17 protein-coding genes are annotated in these 16,499 nt (G+C 68.9%); 13 read left to right on the top strand and 4 right to left on the bottom strand.

The window, feature by feature from the left end; translation table 11 throughout:
* Positions 1-105 precede the first annotated feature (105 nt).
* Positions 106-777 (bottom strand): GntR family transcriptional regulator, encoded by a 672-nt coding sequence (locus AL346_RS08400; protein ID WP_050996650.1) that lies wholly within the window; start codon positions 775-777, stop codon positions 106-108.
* A gap of 315 nt (positions 778-1,092) precedes the next feature.
* Between AL346_RS08400 and AL346_RS08395 the strand changes: the two genes are divergently transcribed.
* From AL346_RS08395 to AL346_RS08350, 10 genes are all read left to right on the top strand, one after another.
* The gene (locus tag AL346_RS08395) at positions 1,093-2,091 is read left to right on the top strand and encodes a sialic acid TRAP transporter substrate-binding protein SiaP (protein WP_019402756.1); all 999 of its coding nucleotides are present in this window, start codon (positions 1,093-1,095) and stop codon (positions 2,089-2,091) included.
* Between the two features lie 190 nt (positions 2,092-2,281).
* Entirely contained in the window at positions 2,282-2,779 is a 498-nt protein-coding gene (locus AL346_RS08390) for a TRAP transporter small permease (RefSeq protein WP_019402755.1), read from the top strand.
* Positions 2,776-4,071 carry a TRAP transporter large permease gene (locus tag AL346_RS08385; RefSeq protein ID WP_019402754.1) on the top strand — a complete coding sequence of 432 codons (1,296 nt, stop codon included), beginning with the start codon at positions 2,776-2,778 and terminating at the stop codon, positions 4,069-4,071. Before AL346_RS08390 ends, AL346_RS08385 begins: the two co-directional genes overlap by 4 nt.
* An 11-nt stretch (positions 4,072-4,082) precedes the next feature.
* Positions 4,083-5,117 (top strand): aldo/keto reductase, encoded by a 1,035-nt coding sequence (locus AL346_RS08380; protein ID WP_019402753.1) that lies wholly within the window; start codon positions 4,083-4,085, stop codon positions 5,115-5,117.
* Between the two features lie 23 nt (positions 5,118-5,140).
* Positions 5,141-5,590 (top strand): RbsD/FucU family protein, encoded by a 450-nt coding sequence (locus tag AL346_RS08375; protein WP_019402752.1) that lies wholly within the window; start codon positions 5,141-5,143, stop codon positions 5,588-5,590.
* Between the two features lie 101 nt (positions 5,591-5,691).
* Positions 5,692-7,218, top strand: a complete 1,527-nt coding sequence (locus AL346_RS08370) for a UxaA family hydrolase (RefSeq protein WP_053193519.1) — start codon at positions 5,692-5,694, stop codon at positions 7,216-7,218.
* 69 nt (positions 7,219-7,287) lie between these two features.
* Positions 7,288-7,500: an antitoxin MazE family protein gene (locus AL346_RS08365; RefSeq protein ID WP_019400499.1), complete on the top strand. Its 213-nt coding sequence runs from the start codon at positions 7,288-7,290 to the stop codon at positions 7,498-7,500.
* Positions 7,497-7,820: a type II toxin-antitoxin system PemK/MazF family toxin gene (locus tag AL346_RS08360; protein ID WP_019400500.1), complete on the top strand. Its 324-nt coding sequence runs from the start codon at positions 7,497-7,499 to the stop codon at positions 7,818-7,820. The genes AL346_RS08365 and AL346_RS08360 overlap by 4 nt, the downstream gene beginning before the upstream one ends.
* 6 nt (positions 7,821-7,826) lie before the next feature.
* The gene (locus AL346_RS08355; protein WP_019400501.1) at positions 7,827-8,969 is read left to right on the top strand and encodes a glycosyltransferase; all 1,143 of its coding nucleotides are present in this window, start codon (positions 7,827-7,829) and stop codon (positions 8,967-8,969) included.
* Positions 8,966-9,625, top strand: coding sequence for a methyltransferase (locus tag AL346_RS08350; RefSeq protein WP_019400502.1), 660 nt, complete (start codon positions 8,966-8,968; stop codon positions 9,623-9,625). Before AL346_RS08355 ends, AL346_RS08350 begins: the two co-directional genes overlap by 4 nt.
* A gap of 2 nt (positions 9,626-9,627) precedes the next feature.
* Here AL346_RS08350 and AL346_RS08345 read toward each other — a convergent pair whose 3' ends face one another.
* From AL346_RS08345 to AL346_RS08335, 3 genes are read right to left on the bottom strand one after another with little or no spacing between them, the layout of a single operon-like run.
* On the bottom strand, positions 9,628-10,173 hold the full coding sequence (locus AL346_RS08345; protein ID WP_019400503.1) for an O-acetyl-ADP-ribose deacetylase: 546 nt from the start codon (positions 10,171-10,173) through the stop codon (positions 9,628-9,630).
* Positions 10,174-10,194: 21 nt separating this feature from the next.
* Positions 10,195-11,298 (bottom strand): patatin-like phospholipase family protein, encoded by a 1,104-nt coding sequence (locus tag AL346_RS08340; RefSeq protein ID WP_019400504.1) that lies wholly within the window; start codon positions 11,296-11,298, stop codon positions 10,195-10,197.
* The gene (locus AL346_RS08335; RefSeq protein ID WP_019400505.1) at positions 11,295-12,080 is read right to left on the bottom strand and encodes a 3-hydroxybutyrate dehydrogenase; all 786 of its coding nucleotides are present in this window, start codon (positions 12,078-12,080) and stop codon (positions 11,295-11,297) included. The genes AL346_RS08340 and AL346_RS08335 overlap by 4 nt, the downstream gene beginning before the upstream one ends.
* Before the next feature lie 287 nt (positions 12,081-12,367).
* On the opposite strand from AL346_RS08335, the gene AL346_RS08330 reads away from it, so the two are divergent.
* From AL346_RS08330 to AL346_RS08320, 3 genes are all read left to right on the top strand, one after another.
* A complete protein-coding gene (locus AL346_RS08330; protein ID WP_019400506.1) occupies positions 12,368-12,964 on the top strand; it encodes a Fur family transcriptional regulator in 597 nt (198 codons plus the stop codon).
* A gap of 59 nt (positions 12,965-13,023) precedes the next feature.
* Positions 13,024-14,316 (top strand): flavodoxin-dependent (E)-4-hydroxy-3-methylbut-2-enyl-diphosphate synthase, encoded by a 1,293-nt coding sequence (gene ispG / locus AL346_RS08325; protein ID WP_019400507.1) that lies wholly within the window; start codon positions 13,024-13,026, stop codon positions 14,314-14,316.
* A gap of 229 nt (positions 14,317-14,545) precedes the next feature.
* Positions 14,546-16,471: a potassium transporter Kup gene (locus AL346_RS08320; protein WP_156332717.1), complete on the top strand. Its 1,926-nt coding sequence runs from the start codon at positions 14,546-14,548 to the stop codon at positions 16,469-16,471.
* Positions 16,472-16,499 lie beyond the last annotated feature (28 nt).

Raw genomic sequence — 16,499 nt, 5'->3', positions numbered from 1 at the left:
CCGTTTGAATCGATTTGGAAATAGCGCGCGCAGGCCGTCCGGGCAAGCCGACAGAGCGCGCCGGGGAGGAGCCGGCAGGCCGACGGCGCGGCTGTCCTTCAACCGTCAGCGCAGGCCGAGCGCACGGTTGCGGGCGTTGTCGATATGGGCCGAGAGCGCCGCCACGGCCTTCTGCGGATCGCGCGTCTCCATGGCGGCGATGATGCCGAGATGCTCGCGCATCACCGGCGCCACGAGACCGTCGATTCGCACCAGCTCCTGCCGGATGAGGCGGATCTTGATGGAATTGACACGGTAGGCCTTGGTGATGATCTCGTTGCCGAGCGCATCGACCAGCATGTCGTGGAAGCCCCAGTCGACCGCCTGGCCCTCGGTGACGATTTCGGGCGTGTCGCCCTGCGCCTCGGCCCGCGCCAGCACGTCTTCGTGCTGGCGGCGCACGGCGGCGAGCGTCTCGTCGGAGGCGGACTGCACGAACAGGTCCATGGCCCCGCGCTCCATGAAGAGGCGGAACTGGAAGGCGTCGCGGATGAGGTTGAGGTCGAGATGGGCGACCTGCATGCCGCGCTGCGGCACGGTCTTGATGAGGCCCTCGGCCTCGAGACGCGGGATGAGCTCGCGAATGGCGCCGAGCGGCAGGTCGGTCAGGGCCACGAGTTCGCGCTGGGAGATGAACTGGCCCGGCCGGACATTGCGCGCGAGAAGGTGCTGCGTGAAGCTGTCATAGGCCTTCTCGCGCAGCTTGAGAGGGGCACCGTCGTCCGCTGGCCGGTCCATCTCGTCCTCCTCCTCAATGTCTTCGGCGTCGGGGCCGATGGCGCGCCCTGGCCTCGCGATCCCCATAAAGCCGGCGACGGCATCGGCCAAGGCCCTTCGGGCGGAGCGCCCCGGACAGGGCCCCAGGGACAGGCCGTCGGGCAGAAGCGCCACGCGTGCCGAGGACCTGCGCAGGCCCTCGACGGCTCTTTTTCTCGGCTGACATGTTAGCTGGTTGTTTTTTGTTTGCAAGCATTCCACCGCTTCGGCAATATGCGGCCGATCGCGCCCGGAACGGGCGCTCAAACAAGCCGTTATCCCGGGAGGATCGTCACCATGGCATTTTCGCTGAGCCGCCGGCTCGTCCTCGGCCTTGCCCTCTCCTGCCCGCTCATCGCCGGCCCGGCGCTCGCCGCCGATCCGGTCAAGCTGCGCATCTCGACGCCCGCCGTCGAAGCCGACTGGCATGCCAAGATGCTCCCCGTCTTCAAGGAGGAGCTCGAGAAGCGGGCGCCCGGCCAGTTCGACGTCGAGATCCACCTCAACGCCACGCTGTTCAAGCAGGGCACCGAGCCGGCCGCCATGCAGCGCGGCAATCTCGAGATGGCGATGATCTCGGCCTTCGACATCGCCAAGCAGATCCCCGAGTGGTCGATCTTCACGGCGGGCTACCTGATCCGCGACCCCGAGCACCAGCAGAAGGTCTTCGCGAGCGACATCGGCGAGGAGATGTACAAGCTCGTCGAGGACAAGATGGGCATCAAGGTGCTCTCCGTCGGCTATCTCGGCACGCGCCAGCTCAACCTGCGCATCGAGAAGGAGGTGAAGACCCCGGCCGACCTCGCAGGCGTCAAGCTGCGCATGCCGGGCTCCGACACCTGGCTGTTCCTCGGCAAGGCGCTCGGCGCCAACCCGCTACCGCTCGCCTTCGGCGAGATCTACACGGCGCTGCAGACCGGCGCCATCGACGGCCAGGACAACCCGCTGCCGACCGTGCGGGCCGCGAAGTTCTACGAGGTGACCAAGCAAATCGTGCTCACCGACCACCTCGTCGATTCCATCTTCCTCTCGCTCGCCGGCGCGACCTGGAACAAGCTCGACGACAAGCAGAAGGAAGCCGTGCTGGAAGCCGCCAAGGCCGCCGTGGCCTTCAACAACGAGGGGCGCATCGGCGAGGAGAGGCAGCTCGCGGCCGATTTCGCGCAGCAGGGCCTCAAGGTCTACCGGCCCGACGTCGAGGCCTTCCGCACCCATGTGCAGAAGGCCTACCTCGAATCGGAATTCTCCAAGACCTGGCCCAAGGGCATGGTCGAACGCATCAACGCGGTGAAGTAAGAGCAACCGGCCGGGGGGCCCGGTGCTCCCCTCTGCCCTCTCCCGCAACGGGGAGGGCAGAGGGACCAGCCTGAAGGCGCCATCGCTGCGTGTCACGCTCCCCGCCCCCCTCTCCTCCCCGCAAGGGGGAAGGGAGGATGCCGACGGCCCCCAAAACAGACCCTGCGTACCGGAGGCACCCTTGTCCGTTGTGGTGAAACGGCTGCGTTTCCTGGCGACGATCGCGGCGGCGCTCGGCTTCATGGCCATGTTCGCCGCCTTCATCCTGCAGATCTTCACGCGCTACGTCCTCAACGACCCGACGGCCTGGACGCAGGAAGCGACGCTGATCTCATATGTCTGGGTGGTCTTCTGGTGCGCGGCCTTCCTGACGCGCGACAAGGACCAGATCACCTTCGACATGGTGGTGCTCGCAAGCCCGCGCCGCGTGCAGCGCTGGCTCGCCTTCGTCTGCGCGCTCGTGACGCTGGGCGCCTTCCTCGCCGCCCTGCCGGCGACGGTGGACTGGATCAGCTTCATGCGCATCGAGAAGACGCCGGTCCTCGGCCTGCGCTACGACATCCTCTATTCCATCTTCATCGTCTTCGTCGTCTGCGTCGTCATCCGCCAGGGCCTGCGCGTCGCGCGCCTCCTTTCGCGCCGCTGGGGCGAGGTGCTTGACGAACGTCCTTCCGGTTTCAGCGAATGAGCGCATCCTTCGTCTTCCTGCTCGCCGCCTTCTTCGGGCTGGCGGCCATCGGCATGCCCATCGCCTATGCCATGTTCGTGGCGGCGATCGGCTATCTCTTCGTCACCGGCAAGGATGTCGGCCTCTTCTCCGAGCAGATCCTCAACAACCTCGTCGACAGCTTCGTGCTGCTCGCCGTGCCGCTCTTCATCCTCGCCGCCAACCTGATGAACGCTGGCGGCGTCTCCGAGCGCATGCTGCTCTTCTGCCAGGCGCTCGTCGGGCGCTTCCGCGGCGGGCTCGCCCACGTCAACGTGGTCGCCAGCATCATCTTCGCGGGCATGTCGGGCTCGGCCATCGCGGATGCGGCGGGCGTCGGCAAGCTGCTCACGGAGATGATGGTCAAGACGAAGCGCTACACGCCCGGCTTCGCGGCCGCCATCTCGGCCGCCTCCTCGACCATCGGGCCGATCATCCCGCCGTCGATCCCGATGGTGCTCTATGCGCTCGTCTCGGACACCTCCGTGGGCTATCTGTTCCTCGGCGGCATCATCCCCGGCCTCATCATGGCCGGCGCGCTGATGGGCGCCATCGCCTGGGTCGCCCGCAAGCGCGACTTCCCGCGCGACGACACCGTGCCGATACGCGAATTGCCCCGCGCCACCGTGCGCGCCTTCCCGGCGCTCATGCTGCCGGTCATCCTGCTCTACGGCATCTACGGCGGGGCCGCGACGCCGACCGAGGCCGCCTCGCTCGCGGCGCTCTATGCGCTCATGCTCGCCGGCCTCGTCTATCGGTCGCTGACGATCCGGGAGGCCTTCCGGCTCTTTGCCGAATCCGCGCGCTCGACCACCGTCGTCGCGCTCATCATCGCCGGCGCCTTCATCTTCAACTACATCGTCGCGAGCGAGAACATCCCGCAGCTCGTCGCCGGCTGGATGCGCGGGGTGGACGTGCATCCGCTCGTCTTCCTGCTGCTCGTCAACCTGCTGTTCCTCGCGCTCGGCTGCCTGTTCGACGCGACGACCATGCTGCTCGTGCTGGTGCCGCTGTTCCTGCCGGCGGCGCGGGAAATGGGCATCGACCTCGTGCATTTCGGCGTCGTCATCGTCGTCAACATCATGCTGGGGCTGGTCACGCCCCCCTATGGCGTGCTGTTGTTCGTGATGAACGGACTGACGGGCATCCCCCTGCGCGACATCATCCGCGAGATGTGGCTGTTCCTCTTCATTCTCCTGGCCGCGCTCCTCCTGATGATCCTCGTGCCGGAGACGGTGCTGTGGCTGCCGCGCCAGTTCGGCTACACCGGTTAGGGAGGATATCGATGAGCCTGGCGACACGCACGCTCGGACGCAGCAACCTCAAGGTCACGGTCCTCGGCTTCGGCACGGCGCCGCTTGGCGACCTCTATGCGAGGCTCGACGATGCCACGGCCGTCGCCACCGTCGAGGCCGCGCTCGCGGCCGGCATCACGCTCCTCGACACCTCGCCGCACTACGGCAACGGCCTTGCCGAGCACCGCTGCGGCACGGCGCTCCGGCGCCACGAGCGCAGCGACGTCGTGCTCTCGACCAAGGTCGGGCGGGTGATGGATCCGCGCCAGCGGCCGGCGACGCCAGCGCGGAGCGACGTGATCTCGCCCGGCTTCGCCGGCGGCCTGCCGCACAAGGCCTCCTTCGATTATTCCTACGACGGCGCCATGCGCTCCTTCGAGCAGTCGCTGCTGCGCCTCGGCACCGACCGCATCGACGTGCTGCTCATCCATGACGTCGACGTCTGGACCCATGGCGCCGACGGCATCGAGGCCCGCTTCAAGGAGGCGATGGACGGCGCCTACCGGGCCCTCGCCGACCTGCGCGACCAGAAGGTGATCAAGGCCATCGGCGTCGGCATCAACGAGGCCGACATGTGCGAGCGCTTCGCCCGCGCCGGCGACTTCGACTGCATGCTGCTCGCGGGGCGCTATTCGCTCCTGGAGCAGCCGGCGCTCGAGGGCTTCCTGCCGCTGGCGCAGGAAAAGAACATCGGCGTCATGCTCGGCGGCGTGTTCAACTCCGGCATCCTCGCCACGGGCGCGGTGCCGGGCGCTCGCTACAACTACGCCCCCGCGCCCGATGCCGTCATGGACAAGGTGCGCCGCATCGAGGCCGTGTGCCGGGCCCATTCCGTCCCGCTCGCCCATGCGGCGCTGCACTTCGCCCTCGGCCATCCCGCGGTCGCGAGCCTCGTGCTCGGCGGCGTCGCGCCCGAGGAGGTGAGCCGCAACGTCGCCGCCTTCGCCGCCCCCCCGCCCGCGGGGCTGTGGAGCGACTTGAAGAGCGAGGGCCTGCTCGCTCCCGACGCGCCGACGCCCGCCTGATCGCCACCACCGGAGCCGACACGATGCTCAAGGGTCTCGACCCCGTCCTGACGCCCGACCTCCTCTGGGTGCTCGCCGCCATGGGCCACGGCGACGACCTCGCCCTCGTCGACGCCAATTTCCCGGCCGAGACGGTGGCGCGCCGCACCACCTCGGGCGAGCTCGTGCGCATCCCCGGCCTCACCATGGCGCGCGCCGCGGAGGCCGTGCTGTCGCTGCTGCCCGTCGACACCTTCGTCGACGATCCGGTACGGCGCATGGAGGTGGTGGGCGATGCCGTCACGGTGCCGCCGATCCAAAGCGAAGTGCAGGCGGTGATCGACCGGGCGGCCGGCAAGGCGCTGCCGCTCGTCGGCATCGAGCGCTATGCCTTCTACGAGGCGGCGAGCGGGGCCTTCGCGGTCGTGCAGGTGGGCGACATGCGCCCCTACGGCTGCTTCCTCATCCGCAAGGGCGTGGTGCTGGCGGAGTGAAACCGGCGACCCCGGCGGGCTCGCATCGGCTGGAGCCGCGTAGTATAAAACGATTCAAATAACCATATCAGCGGCCAACCAGCCCGCCCGGAAACACGCCCATGGACCGTCCCGTCACCCCCCGTACCCTTCGCCTCAACGCCAGCGACAACGTCATCGTCGCCGTCGATGCGCTGGAGCCCCGCGCTTCCGTCGACGGCGTCGCGGTGACGCAGCGCGTGCCGCGCGGCCACAAGATGGCGGTGGTGCCGGTGGCCGAGGGCGAGCCCATCGTCAAGTTCGGCCAGATCATCGGCTTTGCGTCGAAGCCCATCGCCCCCGGCGAGTGGGTGCACGAGCACAATGTCGAGATGCACGATTTCGCCCGCGACTACCGCTTCGCCGAGGCGGCGCGAGAGGAGGACATCCTGCCCGTCGAGCAGCAGGCGACCTTCGAGGGCTTCCGCCGGGCCAACGGCAAGGTCGGCACGCGCAACTACATCGGCATCCTCACCTCGGTGAACTGCTCGGCGACGGTCGCCCGCTACATGGCCGAGGAAATCCGCCGCTCAGGGCTTCTCGACGACTATCCGAATGTCGACGGCGTCATCCCGCTGGTACACGGCGGCGGCTGCGCCCTCGACGTCAAGGGCGAGGGCTACGAGGTCCTCAAGCGCACCCAGTGGGGCTATGCGACCAACCCCAACATGGCGGCGGTCGTCATGGTCGGCCTCGGCTGCGAAGGCTTCCAGATCGCGCGCTGGAAGGAGATCTACGGCATCACGGAGAGCGACACCTTCCGCTCCTTCACCATCCAGGAGATCGGCGGCACGAAGAAGACGGTGGAGGCCGGCGCCGCCGCCATCCGCGAGATGCTGCCCGTCGCCAACAGGGCGCGGCGCGAGACGGTGCCGGCGTCGGAGCTGATGCTCGCCCTGCAGTGCGGCGGCTCCGACGGCTATTCCGGCATCACGGCCAATCCGGCTCTCGGCGCGGCCGCCGACCTGCTCGTCAAGCACGGCGGCACGGCGATCCTCTCCGAGACGCCGGAGATCTACGGCGCCGAACATCTCCTGACGCGCCGCGCGGCCACCCGCGAGGTCGGCGAGAAGCTCGTCGAGCTCATCAAGTGGTGGGAGGATTACACCACCCGCAACAAGATGGAGATGAACAACAACCCCTCGCCCGGCAACAAGGCAGGCGGGCTCACGACGATCCTCGAGAAGTCGCTCGGCGCCGCGGCCAAGGGCGGCACGACGACGCTCACGGGCGTCTACCGCTATGCCGAGAAGGTCACCGCCAAGGGCTTCGTCTTCATGGATACGCCCGGCTACGACCCGGTCTCGGCAACGGGCCAGGTCGCCGGCGGCGCCAATGTCCTCGCCTTCACCACCGGCCGCGGCTCGGCCTACGGCTGCAAGCCGACGCCGTCGATCAAGCTCGCCACCAACAGCGAGATGTACCGGCGCATGGTCGACGACATGGACATCAACTGCGGCGACGTGGTCGAGGGCGTGTCGATCGAGGACAAGGGCCGCGAGATCTTCGAGAAGGTGCTGAAGGTCGCCTCCGGCGAGCGCTCCAAGTCCGAGGAGCTCGGCTACGGCGACGCCGAATTCGTGCCCTGGCAGATCGGCGCGACGATGTGAGAATAGCGGAGCGCTTGCGGTCCCACAGGCGACGACCTATGTTACATGTAACACAGGTCGGAGACTGAAATGGCAGGTGTCGCCAAGCGCGTGCAGCGCCATCGCGAGCGATTGCGGGCGGCCGGGCTGAAGCCGGTGCAGATCTGGATACCGGACCCGGCGCAGCCCGGCTTTGCCGAGGAATGCCGGCGCCAGTCGCAACTCATCGCCAAGAGCGCCGAGGAAGACGAGATCCTCGATTTCATCGAAGCGGTCTCGGACCATCGGGGCTGGCGTGAATGAGGCGCGGTGATCTCGTCACCGTGGCTCTTCCCGGGGCCTATGGCAAACCCAGACCGGCCCTGATCGTCCAGTCGGATCTCTTCAGCACGCATCCCTCCTTCACCTTGCTGCCGGTGACGAGTGAACTCGTCGCGGCGCCGCTCCTGCGCATCACGGTCGAGCCGAACGAGCGCAACGGCCTGCAGAAGGTCTCGCAGATCATGGTCGACAAGGCTCACACGGTGCCCCGCGGCAAGGTGGGCGAGCCTTTCGGCCGGCTCGACGAGACGGACCTTCTCGCGGTAAACCGCGCGCTCGCGCTCTTTCTCGGCTTTGCGTGAGGCATCGTGACCGACCGGCCCCGTTCCGTTCTCTTCCTCGTCACCGAGGACTGGTTCTTCGCTTCGCATTTCCTGCCCATGGCGCGGGCCGCGCGCGAGATGGGGCTTGCCGTGACGGTGGTGGCGCGGGTGCGGGCGCACCGGGAGGTGATCGAGGCGACGGGCGCGCGCGTGCTGGCGCTCGAGGCGGACCGGCGCAGCATGAGCCCCCTCGCCATCCTGCGCACCGTCGGTGCCATGCGCCGAGTGCTCGCCGAGGAGCGCCCCGACATCGTGCACGCCATCGCCCTGCGCTCCATCGTGCTCGGCGGCCTTGCGGCGCGTCTCGCCGGCATCGCCGGCCGCGTCTATGCGCTGACCGGCCTCGGCTTCCTCGGCGCCCGCCGCGATGCCGTCGCGCGCGTGGCGCGGGCCGGGCTTCGCCTCGTCATCCGCGGCGGGCTCGAAGGCCGCGGCACGCATTACCTCTTCGAGAACGAGGACGACCCGCGTCTCATCGGGCTCGATCCGCGCGCGCCGAACGTGACCATCGTCGGCGGCGCCGGTGTCGAGCCAGCGGATTATCCCGTGGCGCCGCTGCCGCCGCAGCCACCGCTCAGGGTGGCCGTCGTCGCGCGCATGCTGTGGTCGAAGGGCATCGACCTCGCGGTGGAGGCCGTCCGCCGCGCCCGCACGGACGGCGTCGCGGTCGAGCTCTCGCTCTTCGGCGCGCCGGATCCCGACAATCCCAAGGCGGTGCCGGAGGCGACGCTCCGGCAATGGTCGGAGGAGCCCGGCATCGCCTGGCGCGGCCCGACGCGCGACATCGCCGGCGTCTGGCGCGAGCACCACGTCTCGTGCCTGCCGTCGCGCGGCGGCGAGGGCCTGCCACGCACCTTGCTCGAAGGGGCGGTGAGCGGCCGCGCCGTCCTGACGACGGACGTGCCCGGCTGCCGTACGCTGGTGCGCGACGGCATCGAGGGCCTCGTGGTGCCGCCGGACGACGCAGCGGCTCTCGCCGAGGCCATCGCGCAGCTGGCGGCCGATCCGCGGCGCGTCGCCGCCATGGGCGCTGCGGCGCGCGCGCGCGTGCTCGACGGCTTCACGGAGCGCCACGTGATGGACGGGTTGAAGGACCTCTACCGCCGCATGCTCGACGAGCGGCCATGACGCGCCTCGCAACGGACAAGGCCGCTTTCGTCCGCACCCATACGCGGCTCCTGCCGGTGCCGCACGCGCCGGAGATCGTGCTGCATGTGGCGGACGAAGCGACGGCCCTGTGGGAGAAGACCGAGGAGGAGCTCGGCGCCATGGGGCTGCCGCCGCCCTTCTGGGCCTTCGCCTGGGCTGGCGGGCAGGCGCTGGCGCGCTATATCCTCGATCACCCGGCCATCGTCACCGGCAAGCGCGTGCTCGATTTCGCGTCGGGTTCGGGGCTCGTGGCCATCGCCGCCGCACGGGCCGGCGCGGCACAGGTGGACGCCTGCGACATCGACACCTTCGCGGCGGCGGCCATTGCGGTGAATGCCGAGGCCAACGGTGTCGCCCTCACCGTCCGCCAGGACAATCTCGTCGGCACGGACGAGGGGTGGGACTGCGTGCTGGCCGGCGACATCTGCTACGAGCGCGATCTCGCCGCTGCCGTCACCGACTGGCTGTCGCGCCTCGCCGCGCGCGGCGCCACTGTGCTCATCGGCGACCCCGGCCGCAGTTATCTGGCGCGCGAACGGCTCGCCGCGCTCGCCACCTATGAGGTGCCGGTGACGCGGGCGCTCGAAGACAACGAGATCAAGAAGACGAGCGTCTGGGCCTTTCGCGAGGCCTGAGATCAGCGCGTGAGGGTCTCGAGCGCCTCGCGGTGCAGAACGGCGCTGCCGGCCGAGAAGCAGCAGAAGACGACGCGTTCGATGGAAATATCCGGCAATCTCGCCAGCACGGTGCCGACCGCGACCGGCGCCGCCTCCTCCGGGGGAAAGCCGTAGACGCCGGTGGAGATGGCGGGAAAGGCGATGCGGGCAAGGCCGTGCGCATGGGCGAGGGCGAGCGCATTGCCGTAGCAGGCGGCGAGCAGCGCCGCCTCGTCCTCCGCGCCTCCCCGCCAGACGGGACCGACCGTGTGGATGACATGGGCCGAGGGCAGCCGATAGCCGCGCGTGATCTTCGCCTCGCCGGTCTCGCACCCGCCGAGGGTGCGGCATTCGGCGAGAAGCTCCGGCCCCGCCGCCCGGTGGATCGCCCCGTCGACGCCGCCACCGCCGAGGAGCGTGCGGTTGGCGGCGTTGACGACGGCATCGACGGCGAGACGCGTGATATCTCCCACCACGATCTCGATGGTGCCGCCGGGAACGGCGGCCTGATGCGGCCAGTCGCCCATGGCCGGTCCTTCCGCGCTTCGTCAGGCGAATTCGTGGCGCAGGTCGAGCGTCGACCGCACGCCGACGTCATCATAGCTCTCCTTGAGCCATTTGCGCGCGGCCTGCCGGCCAAGATCGGCGAGGCGCTGCAAAAGGCTCCAGTCCGCCGACAGGCGCGAGGCCGCCGTCACGCGCTTCATCAGGAGGTCGGCGTCGATGCGGTGCATGAGCACGCGCTTGTACTCGTCCTTCGACAGCTTGCCCTCGTCGATGAGGCGCGTGACGAACTCGATGGCGCGCATCTCGCGCAGGAGCGTGGCGTTGAAGGTGATCTCGGTCAGGCGGTTCTGGATCTCGCGGGCGGAGCGCGGCGTCTCCTCCCGCTCGATCGGGTTGATCTGCACCAGGAGCACGTCGTCGCTCGCCGCGCCGTAGAACAGCGGGAAGAGGGCGGGATTGCCCATGTAGCCGCCGTCCCAATAGGGCACGCCGTCGATCTCGACCGCCTGGAAGACCATGGGCAGGCAGGCCGAGGCCATGATGTGGTCGGCGGTCAGCTCCGGGCGCTCGAAGAGCTTGATCTTGCCCGTGCGCACGTTGGTCGCGGCGATGAAGAGCGAGACCGAGTTGCAGGCGCGCACCTTGTCGAAGTCGATCAGTTCCTCGATGAGGTCGCGGAGCGGATTGATATTGAGCGGGTTGAAGTCGTAGGGGCTGGCGAAGCGCGACACCATGTCGAACCACAGGAGGCCGGGCGGCTCGTCGCCCCCGCCCCAGATGCCGAGCATGCGGTCGACCAGCGAGCGCTGCAGCGGCGACAGCGCCCCGTCGCGGCTGACGCGCCGCCAGAAGGTCTCGAGGTCGCGCCGCGCGCCGTCGATGCCGGCCTCTATGAAGCCCTGGGTCATGACGACGGCGTTCATGGCGCCGGCGCTGGTGCCCGAGATCGCCTCGATGGCGAGCCGGCCATCCTCGAGCAGAGCGTCGACGACGCCCCAGGTGAAGGCGCCGTGGGCGCCGCCGCCCTGCAGGGCAAGGCAGATGCTCTTCTCGGCCTTCGGGCCGGCGATGCCGGCAAAGCCGCCCGCCGGCTTGCCGGGGGGCTTGCCGGCAGGATGGCGGGCGCGGGGGGCGCGGCCGGTCATTCGGCCGTCCAGCCGCCGTCGATGGTGGCGATCGCGCCCGTGATGGAGCGCGCGGCGTCGGAGGCGAGGAAGACGGCGTAGGCGGCGACTTCGTCCACCGTCACGAATTCCTTCGTCGGCTGGCCGGCGAGCAGCACCTTCTCCTTCACCTCGGCCTCGCTGATGCCACGGGCCTTGGCCGTGTCGGGAATCTGCTTCTCGACGAGCGGCGTCCAGACATAGCCGGGGCAGATGGCGTTCACCGTGATGCCGTGGGTCGCGACCTCAAGGGCGATCGTCTTGGTGAGGCCGGCGATGCCGTGCTTGGCCGCCACATAGGCCGACTTGTAGGGCGAGGCGACGAGGGCATGGGCGGAAGCGGTGTTGATGATGCGGCCCCAGCGGCGCGCCTTCATGCCGGGCACCGCCGCCCGGATGCCATGGAAGGCGGAGGAGAGATTGATCGCGATGATCTGGTCCCACTTCTCGACCGGGAACTCCTCGACGGGCGCGACATGCTGGATGCCGGCATTGTTGACGAGCACGTCGACGGAGCCGAGGGACTTCTCGGTATCGGCGATCATCTGGGCGATCTCGGCCGGCTTCGTCATGTCGGCGCCCGAATAGATGGCCTTGACGCCGAACTCGCGCTCGATCGTCGCCCGTTCCCGCTCGATGGCAGCCGGCTCGCCGAAGCCGTTGATGACGACGTGGGCGCCCTCGGCGGCCAGGGCCCGGGCGATGGCGAGCCCGATGCCGCTCGTTGAACCGGTGACGACGGCGGTGCGCGATTTCAGCGACATGTGTTGCTCCCGATGGCTGCTGTTATGATGTTCCTGGACGCGACGAAGAACTCTTCTCGCAAGGCCCTCTTCGCGGCGAAGCGCCGCCGCGGGGTGGGCAACTGGGGTGATAGACCCTATCTATGTTGCGCCGCACTGCAAACCCACGTCGCACGGGGACCGCTCGCCGCGAGTCCCTTCGCGCAACCGGTGGCACGAGGCCGCGGCGGACATGCGCTCGGTGCGGTGCCTCGCCGGGCGAGTAACGCTATAATGTTCGCATTGAGGCACCGTATCGCCACCGCCTGATGACAGCGGCGGCGGGCAACGGCCACGGGACAGACAGCGACACGATGCACGAGATCGAGGCAGGCCACGACCATCACCATCACCACGGCGAGGACGGGGATTGCGCCCATGCCGCCGCCCGGCTGAAGGAGGCGCCTGCCGCGCTCGATGCGGCCGAGGCCGCCTGCCGGACACGCGGCCAGCGGCTGACGCCGATCCGCCGCGCCGTGCTGGAGACGCTCTATGCCACGCACCGGCCGCTCGGCGCCTACGACCTCGCCGAGGCGCTGACCCGGCAGGACGAGCGGCGGGTGGCGCCGATCACGATCTACCGCGCCCTCGACTTCCTCCTGGAGCAGGGCTTCGTGCACAAGCTGGAGACGAAGAACGCCTTCGTCGCCTGCCCGCACCATCACGAGCCCGGGGAGCTCGTCGTCTTCCTCATCTGCGAGACCTGCGGCGGCGTCGACGAGGCCTCCTCGCCCGAGGTCGGCGCGGCCCTCAGGCGGGTGCTGACCGGCGCCGCCTTCAAGCCGCGGGCCCAGGTCGTCGAGATCGCCGGCACGTGTGCCCATTGCCGGGCAGGCGCAAAAGGCGAAAGTCAAGCCTTGACCTGACGGCGCGAGAGGCGCAGCAAGACCTTCGATCGTCCAAACGAGCCTTCCGAGCCGATCGCATGACAGCTGACATCACCCATCTGCCGGGCACCGAGGCGCTGACGCCTGCCCCTGCGGGCGCAGGCGCGCGGCACCGCACCGTCGGCGTCAAGGTCGGCTCCGTCGCGGTCGGCGGCGGGGCGCCCATCGTCGTCCAGTCGATGACCAACACCGACACGGCCGATGTCGAGGCGACGGTGCGGCAGGTGGCCGCGCTCGCGCGCGCGGGGTCCGAGCTCGTGCGCATCACCGTCGACCGGGCCGAGGCGGCGGCAGCGGTGCCGCACATTCGCGACAAATTGGCGCGGATGGGCATCGCCGTGCCCATCGTCGGCGACTTCCACTTCATCGGCCACAAGCTGCTCGCCGACCATCCGGCCTGCGCCGAGGCGCTCGACAAGTACCGCATCAATCCCGGCAACGTCGGCTTCAAGGACAAGAAGGACCGGCAGTTCGGCATGATCGTCGAGACGGCGATCCGCTGGCAGAAGCCCGTGCGCATCGGCGCCAACTGGGGCTCGCTCGACCAGGAGCTGCTGACGCACCTCATGGACATCAACGCCCGCTCGCCCCGGCCCGTCGATGCGCGCGCCGTCACGCGCGAGGCGCTGGTGCGCTCGGCGCTCCTGTCGGCCGAGCGGGCCGAGGAGATCGGCCTCGCACGCGACAGGATCATCCTCTCCGCCAAGGTCTCGGCGGTGCAGGACCTCATCGCCGTCTACCGCGACCTCGCCGCGCGCTCGGACTATGCCCTGCATCTCGGCCTCACCGAGGCCGGCATGGGCTCCAAGGGCATCGTCGCCTCGGCCGCGGCCATCGGCATCCTCCTGCAGGAAGGCGTCGGCGACACGATCCGCTTCTCGCTGACGCCCGAGCCCGGGGGCGACCGCACGCTCGAGGTCAAGGCGGCCCAGGAGCTGCTGCAGACCATGGGCTTCCGCACCTTCGTGCCGCTGGTCGCCGCCTGCCCGGGCTGCGGGCGCACGACCTCCACCGTGTTCCAGGAGCTCGCCCGCGACATCCAGGACTGGATCTCGACCTCGATGCCCGAGTGGAAGACGCGCTATCCCGGCGTCGAGGCGCTCAACGTCGCGGTCATGGGCTGCATCGTCAACGGGCCGGGCGAATCGAAACATGCCGACATCGGCATCTCGCTGCCCGGCACGGGGGAAATGCCGGCCGCGCCGGTCTTCATCGACGGGCAGAAGGCCACGACCCTGCGCGGGCCGACGATTGCGGCGGAATTCAAGACGCTGGTCGCCGATTACATCGACAGGCGCTTCGGGCAGCGCCTGTCGAAGGCCGCCGAGTAGCCTGCCGTCCCATCCTATCCGTTTGACAATTCACACTTTCCGGCGATCGGCGCATGGGGCGTTTGCCCGGCCTGCCGCTTGTGGTAAACACCGCCGGCCCTAAGGGTGCCTTCGTCGCGGCCCAGCCGCCCCGAAGGGTAACAGCGCGCCGTGCGGCCGGCTGCCGGCGGCATTCATGTGTGGCCAACCATAGGCCTTCATCCATATGGTTTCAGATACCAAAGCCTCCATGCTCGCAGGTCAGGGCAGCAGCAGCGAGCAGGCTGCCGGCGACATGGGACAGGCCGGGGTGCATGCGCCCTCCAGCTTCTTCGCCCTCGCGCTCGGATCCGTCGGCGTCGTCTACGGCGACATCGGCACGAGCCCGCTCTATGCGCTGCGCGAGGCGGTGCATGCCGTCTCGGACGGCGACGGGCCCATCGCCCGCGAAACGATCATCGGCGTGCTGTCGCTCATCCTGTGGTCGCTCATCCTCGTGGTGACGATCAAATACGTGGTGATCCTGCTCAGGGCCGACAACAAGGGCGAAGGCGGCACGCTGAGCCTCGTCGCCCTTGCCCAGCGGGCGATGGGCCGCTCGCACGCCCTCGTCCTCGCGCTCGGCATCACCGGCGCCGCGCTGTTCTACGGCGATTCCATGCTGACGCCGGCGATCTCGGTGCTGTCGGCCGTCGAGGGCCTCAAGCTCGCGGCGCCGGAGCTCGGCGACTATGTCGTGCCCATCACCGTCGCCATCCTCGTCGCGCTCTTCGCCGTGCAGAGCCGCGGCACCGGCAAGGTCGCCGCGTTCTTCGGGCCGATCATGGGCGTGTGGTTCACGGTGCTGGCGGTGACGGGCATCCTGCACATCATGGACGATCCGGACGTCTTCCGGGCGCTGTGGCCGCACTACGGGCTGATGTTCCTCATCAACCACTCGGTCGTCGCCTTCGCGGTCCTCGGCGCCGTCTGCCTGGCCGTGACGGGAGCCGAGGCGCTCTATGCCGATCTCGGCCACTTCGGGCGCGGCCCCATCCGCGCGGCCTGGCTGTGCTTCGTCTTTCCCGCCCTGGTGCTGAACTATTTCGGGCAGGGCGCGCTCGTGCTCGCCCATCCGGACGCCATCGAGAACCCGTTCTACCGCATGGTGCCCGACTGGGGCCTTCTGCCCCTCACCATCCTGGCGACGGTGGCGACCATCATCGCGAGCCAGGCCGTCATCACCGGCGCCTTCTCGCTCACGCGCCAGGCCATCCAGCTCGGCCTGCTGCCGCGGCTCGAGGTGCGCTTCACCTCGGCCTCGCACCAGGGCCAGATCTTCCTGCCGCGCGTCAACGCCATGCTGCTCATCGGCGTGCTCTTCCTCGTGGCCATGTTCGGCTCCTCGAGCGGCCTCGCCCACGCCTACGGCATCTCGGTCTTCGGCGCGATGGTGGTGGACGGCATCCTCGCCATCCTCGTCATCTGGAAGGGCTGGCGCTGGAGCCTCGCCGCCGCCGTCCTGCTGATCGTGCCGTTCCTGACGATCGACATCGCCTTCTTCTCGGCGAACCTGCTCAAATTGTTCTCCGGCGGCTATGTGCCGGTGCTGCTGGCGAGCGTGCTCATCGTCGTGATGTGGACCTGGGTGAAGGGCACCGCCATCCTCTTCGCCAAGACGCGCAAGGTGGACGTGCCGCTCGTCGAGCTCGTGGAGATGCTGCAGAAGAGCCCGCCGCACCGCATCAAGGGCACGGCCGTGTTCCTGACGAGCGATCCGGAGACCGCCCCCTCGGCGCTGCTGCACAACCTCAAGCACAACAAGGTGCTGCACGAGAAGAACGCCATCCTCACCGTCAGGACGGCCGACGTGCCGCGCATCAACGACGAGGAGCGCGTCAACATCGAGCCCATCGCCGACGGCTTCTGGCGGGTGGAGATGACCTTCGGCTACATGGAGATGCCCAACGTGCCGAAGGGCCTCGCCATCCTGCGCAAGCGGGGCTTCAAGTTCGACATCATGTCGACGTCGTTCTTCCTCTCGCGCCGCTCCATCCGGCCCGCCGCCCAGTCGGGCATGCCGATGTGGCAGGACAGGCTGTTCATCTCGCTCGCCAAGAACGCCAACGACGCGACGGACTTCTTCCAGATCCCCACCGGCCGCGTCGTCGAGGTCGGCACCCAGGTGACGGTGTAGGCGCCGCGCCCAGCCCCCCTCTCCTCGC

It is taken from the genome of Chelatococcus sp. CO-6 (genome assembly GCF_001271345.1).
Taxonomy (GTDB): Bacteria; Pseudomonadota; Alphaproteobacteria; order Rhizobiales; family Beijerinckiaceae; genus Chelatococcus_A; species Chelatococcus_A caeni.
The sequence above is the reverse complement of the archived record's forward strand: the minus strand, read 5'-3'. Positions and strand labels throughout refer to the sequence as shown.

Bases quoted from the DNA above. Each gene is read 5' to 3' on its own strand.
- AL346_RS08360 (WP_019400500.1), top strand. From the start codon at position 7,497: ATGAGGCGCGGTGATCTCGTCACCGTGGCTCTTCCCGGGGCCTATGGC.
- AL346_RS08375 (WP_019402752.1), top strand. From the start codon at position 5,141: ATGCTCAAGGGTCTCGACCCCGTCCTGACGCCCGACCTCCTCTGGGTG.
- AL346_RS08345 (WP_019400503.1), bottom strand. From the start codon at position 10,173: ATGGGCGACTGGCCGCATCAGGCCGCCGTTCCCGGCGGCACCATCGAG.
- AL346_RS08385 (WP_019402754.1), top strand. From the start codon at position 2,776: ATGAGCGCATCCTTCGTCTTCCTGCTCGCCGCCTTCTTCGGGCTGGCG.
- AL346_RS08370 (WP_053193519.1), top strand. From the start codon at position 5,692: ATGGACCGTCCCGTCACCCCCCGTACCCTTCGCCTCAACGCCAGCGAC.
- AL346_RS08380 (WP_019402753.1), top strand. From the start codon at position 4,083: ATGAGCCTGGCGACACGCACGCTCGGACGCAGCAACCTCAAGGTCACG.
- AL346_RS08400 (WP_050996650.1), bottom strand. From the start codon at position 777: ATGGACCGGCCAGCGGACGACGGTGCCCCTCTCAAGCTGCGCGAGAAG.
- AL346_RS08365 (WP_019400499.1), top strand. From the start codon at position 7,288: ATGGCAGGTGTCGCCAAGCGCGTGCAGCGCCATCGCGAGCGATTGCGG.
- ispG (WP_019400507.1), top strand. From the start codon at position 13,024: ATGACAGCTGACATCACCCATCTGCCGGGCACCGAGGCGCTGACGCCT.
- AL346_RS08350 (WP_019400502.1), top strand. From the start codon at position 8,966: ATGACGCGCCTCGCAACGGACAAGGCCGCTTTCGTCCGCACCCATACG.
- AL346_RS08335 (WP_019400505.1), bottom strand. From the start codon at position 12,080: ATGTCGCTGAAATCGCGCACCGCCGTCGTCACCGGTTCAACGAGCGGC.
- AL346_RS08330 (WP_019400506.1), top strand. From the start codon at position 12,368: ATGACAGCGGCGGCGGGCAACGGCCACGGGACAGACAGCGACACGATG.
- AL346_RS08340 (WP_019400504.1), bottom strand. From the start codon at position 11,298: ATGACCGGCCGCGCCCCCCGCGCCCGCCATCCTGCCGGCAAGCCCCCC.
- AL346_RS08395 (WP_019402756.1), top strand. From the start codon at position 1,093: ATGGCATTTTCGCTGAGCCGCCGGCTCGTCCTCGGCCTTGCCCTCTCC.
- AL346_RS08320 (WP_156332717.1), top strand. From the start codon at position 14,546: ATGCTCGCAGGTCAGGGCAGCAGCAGCGAGCAGGCTGCCGGCGACATG.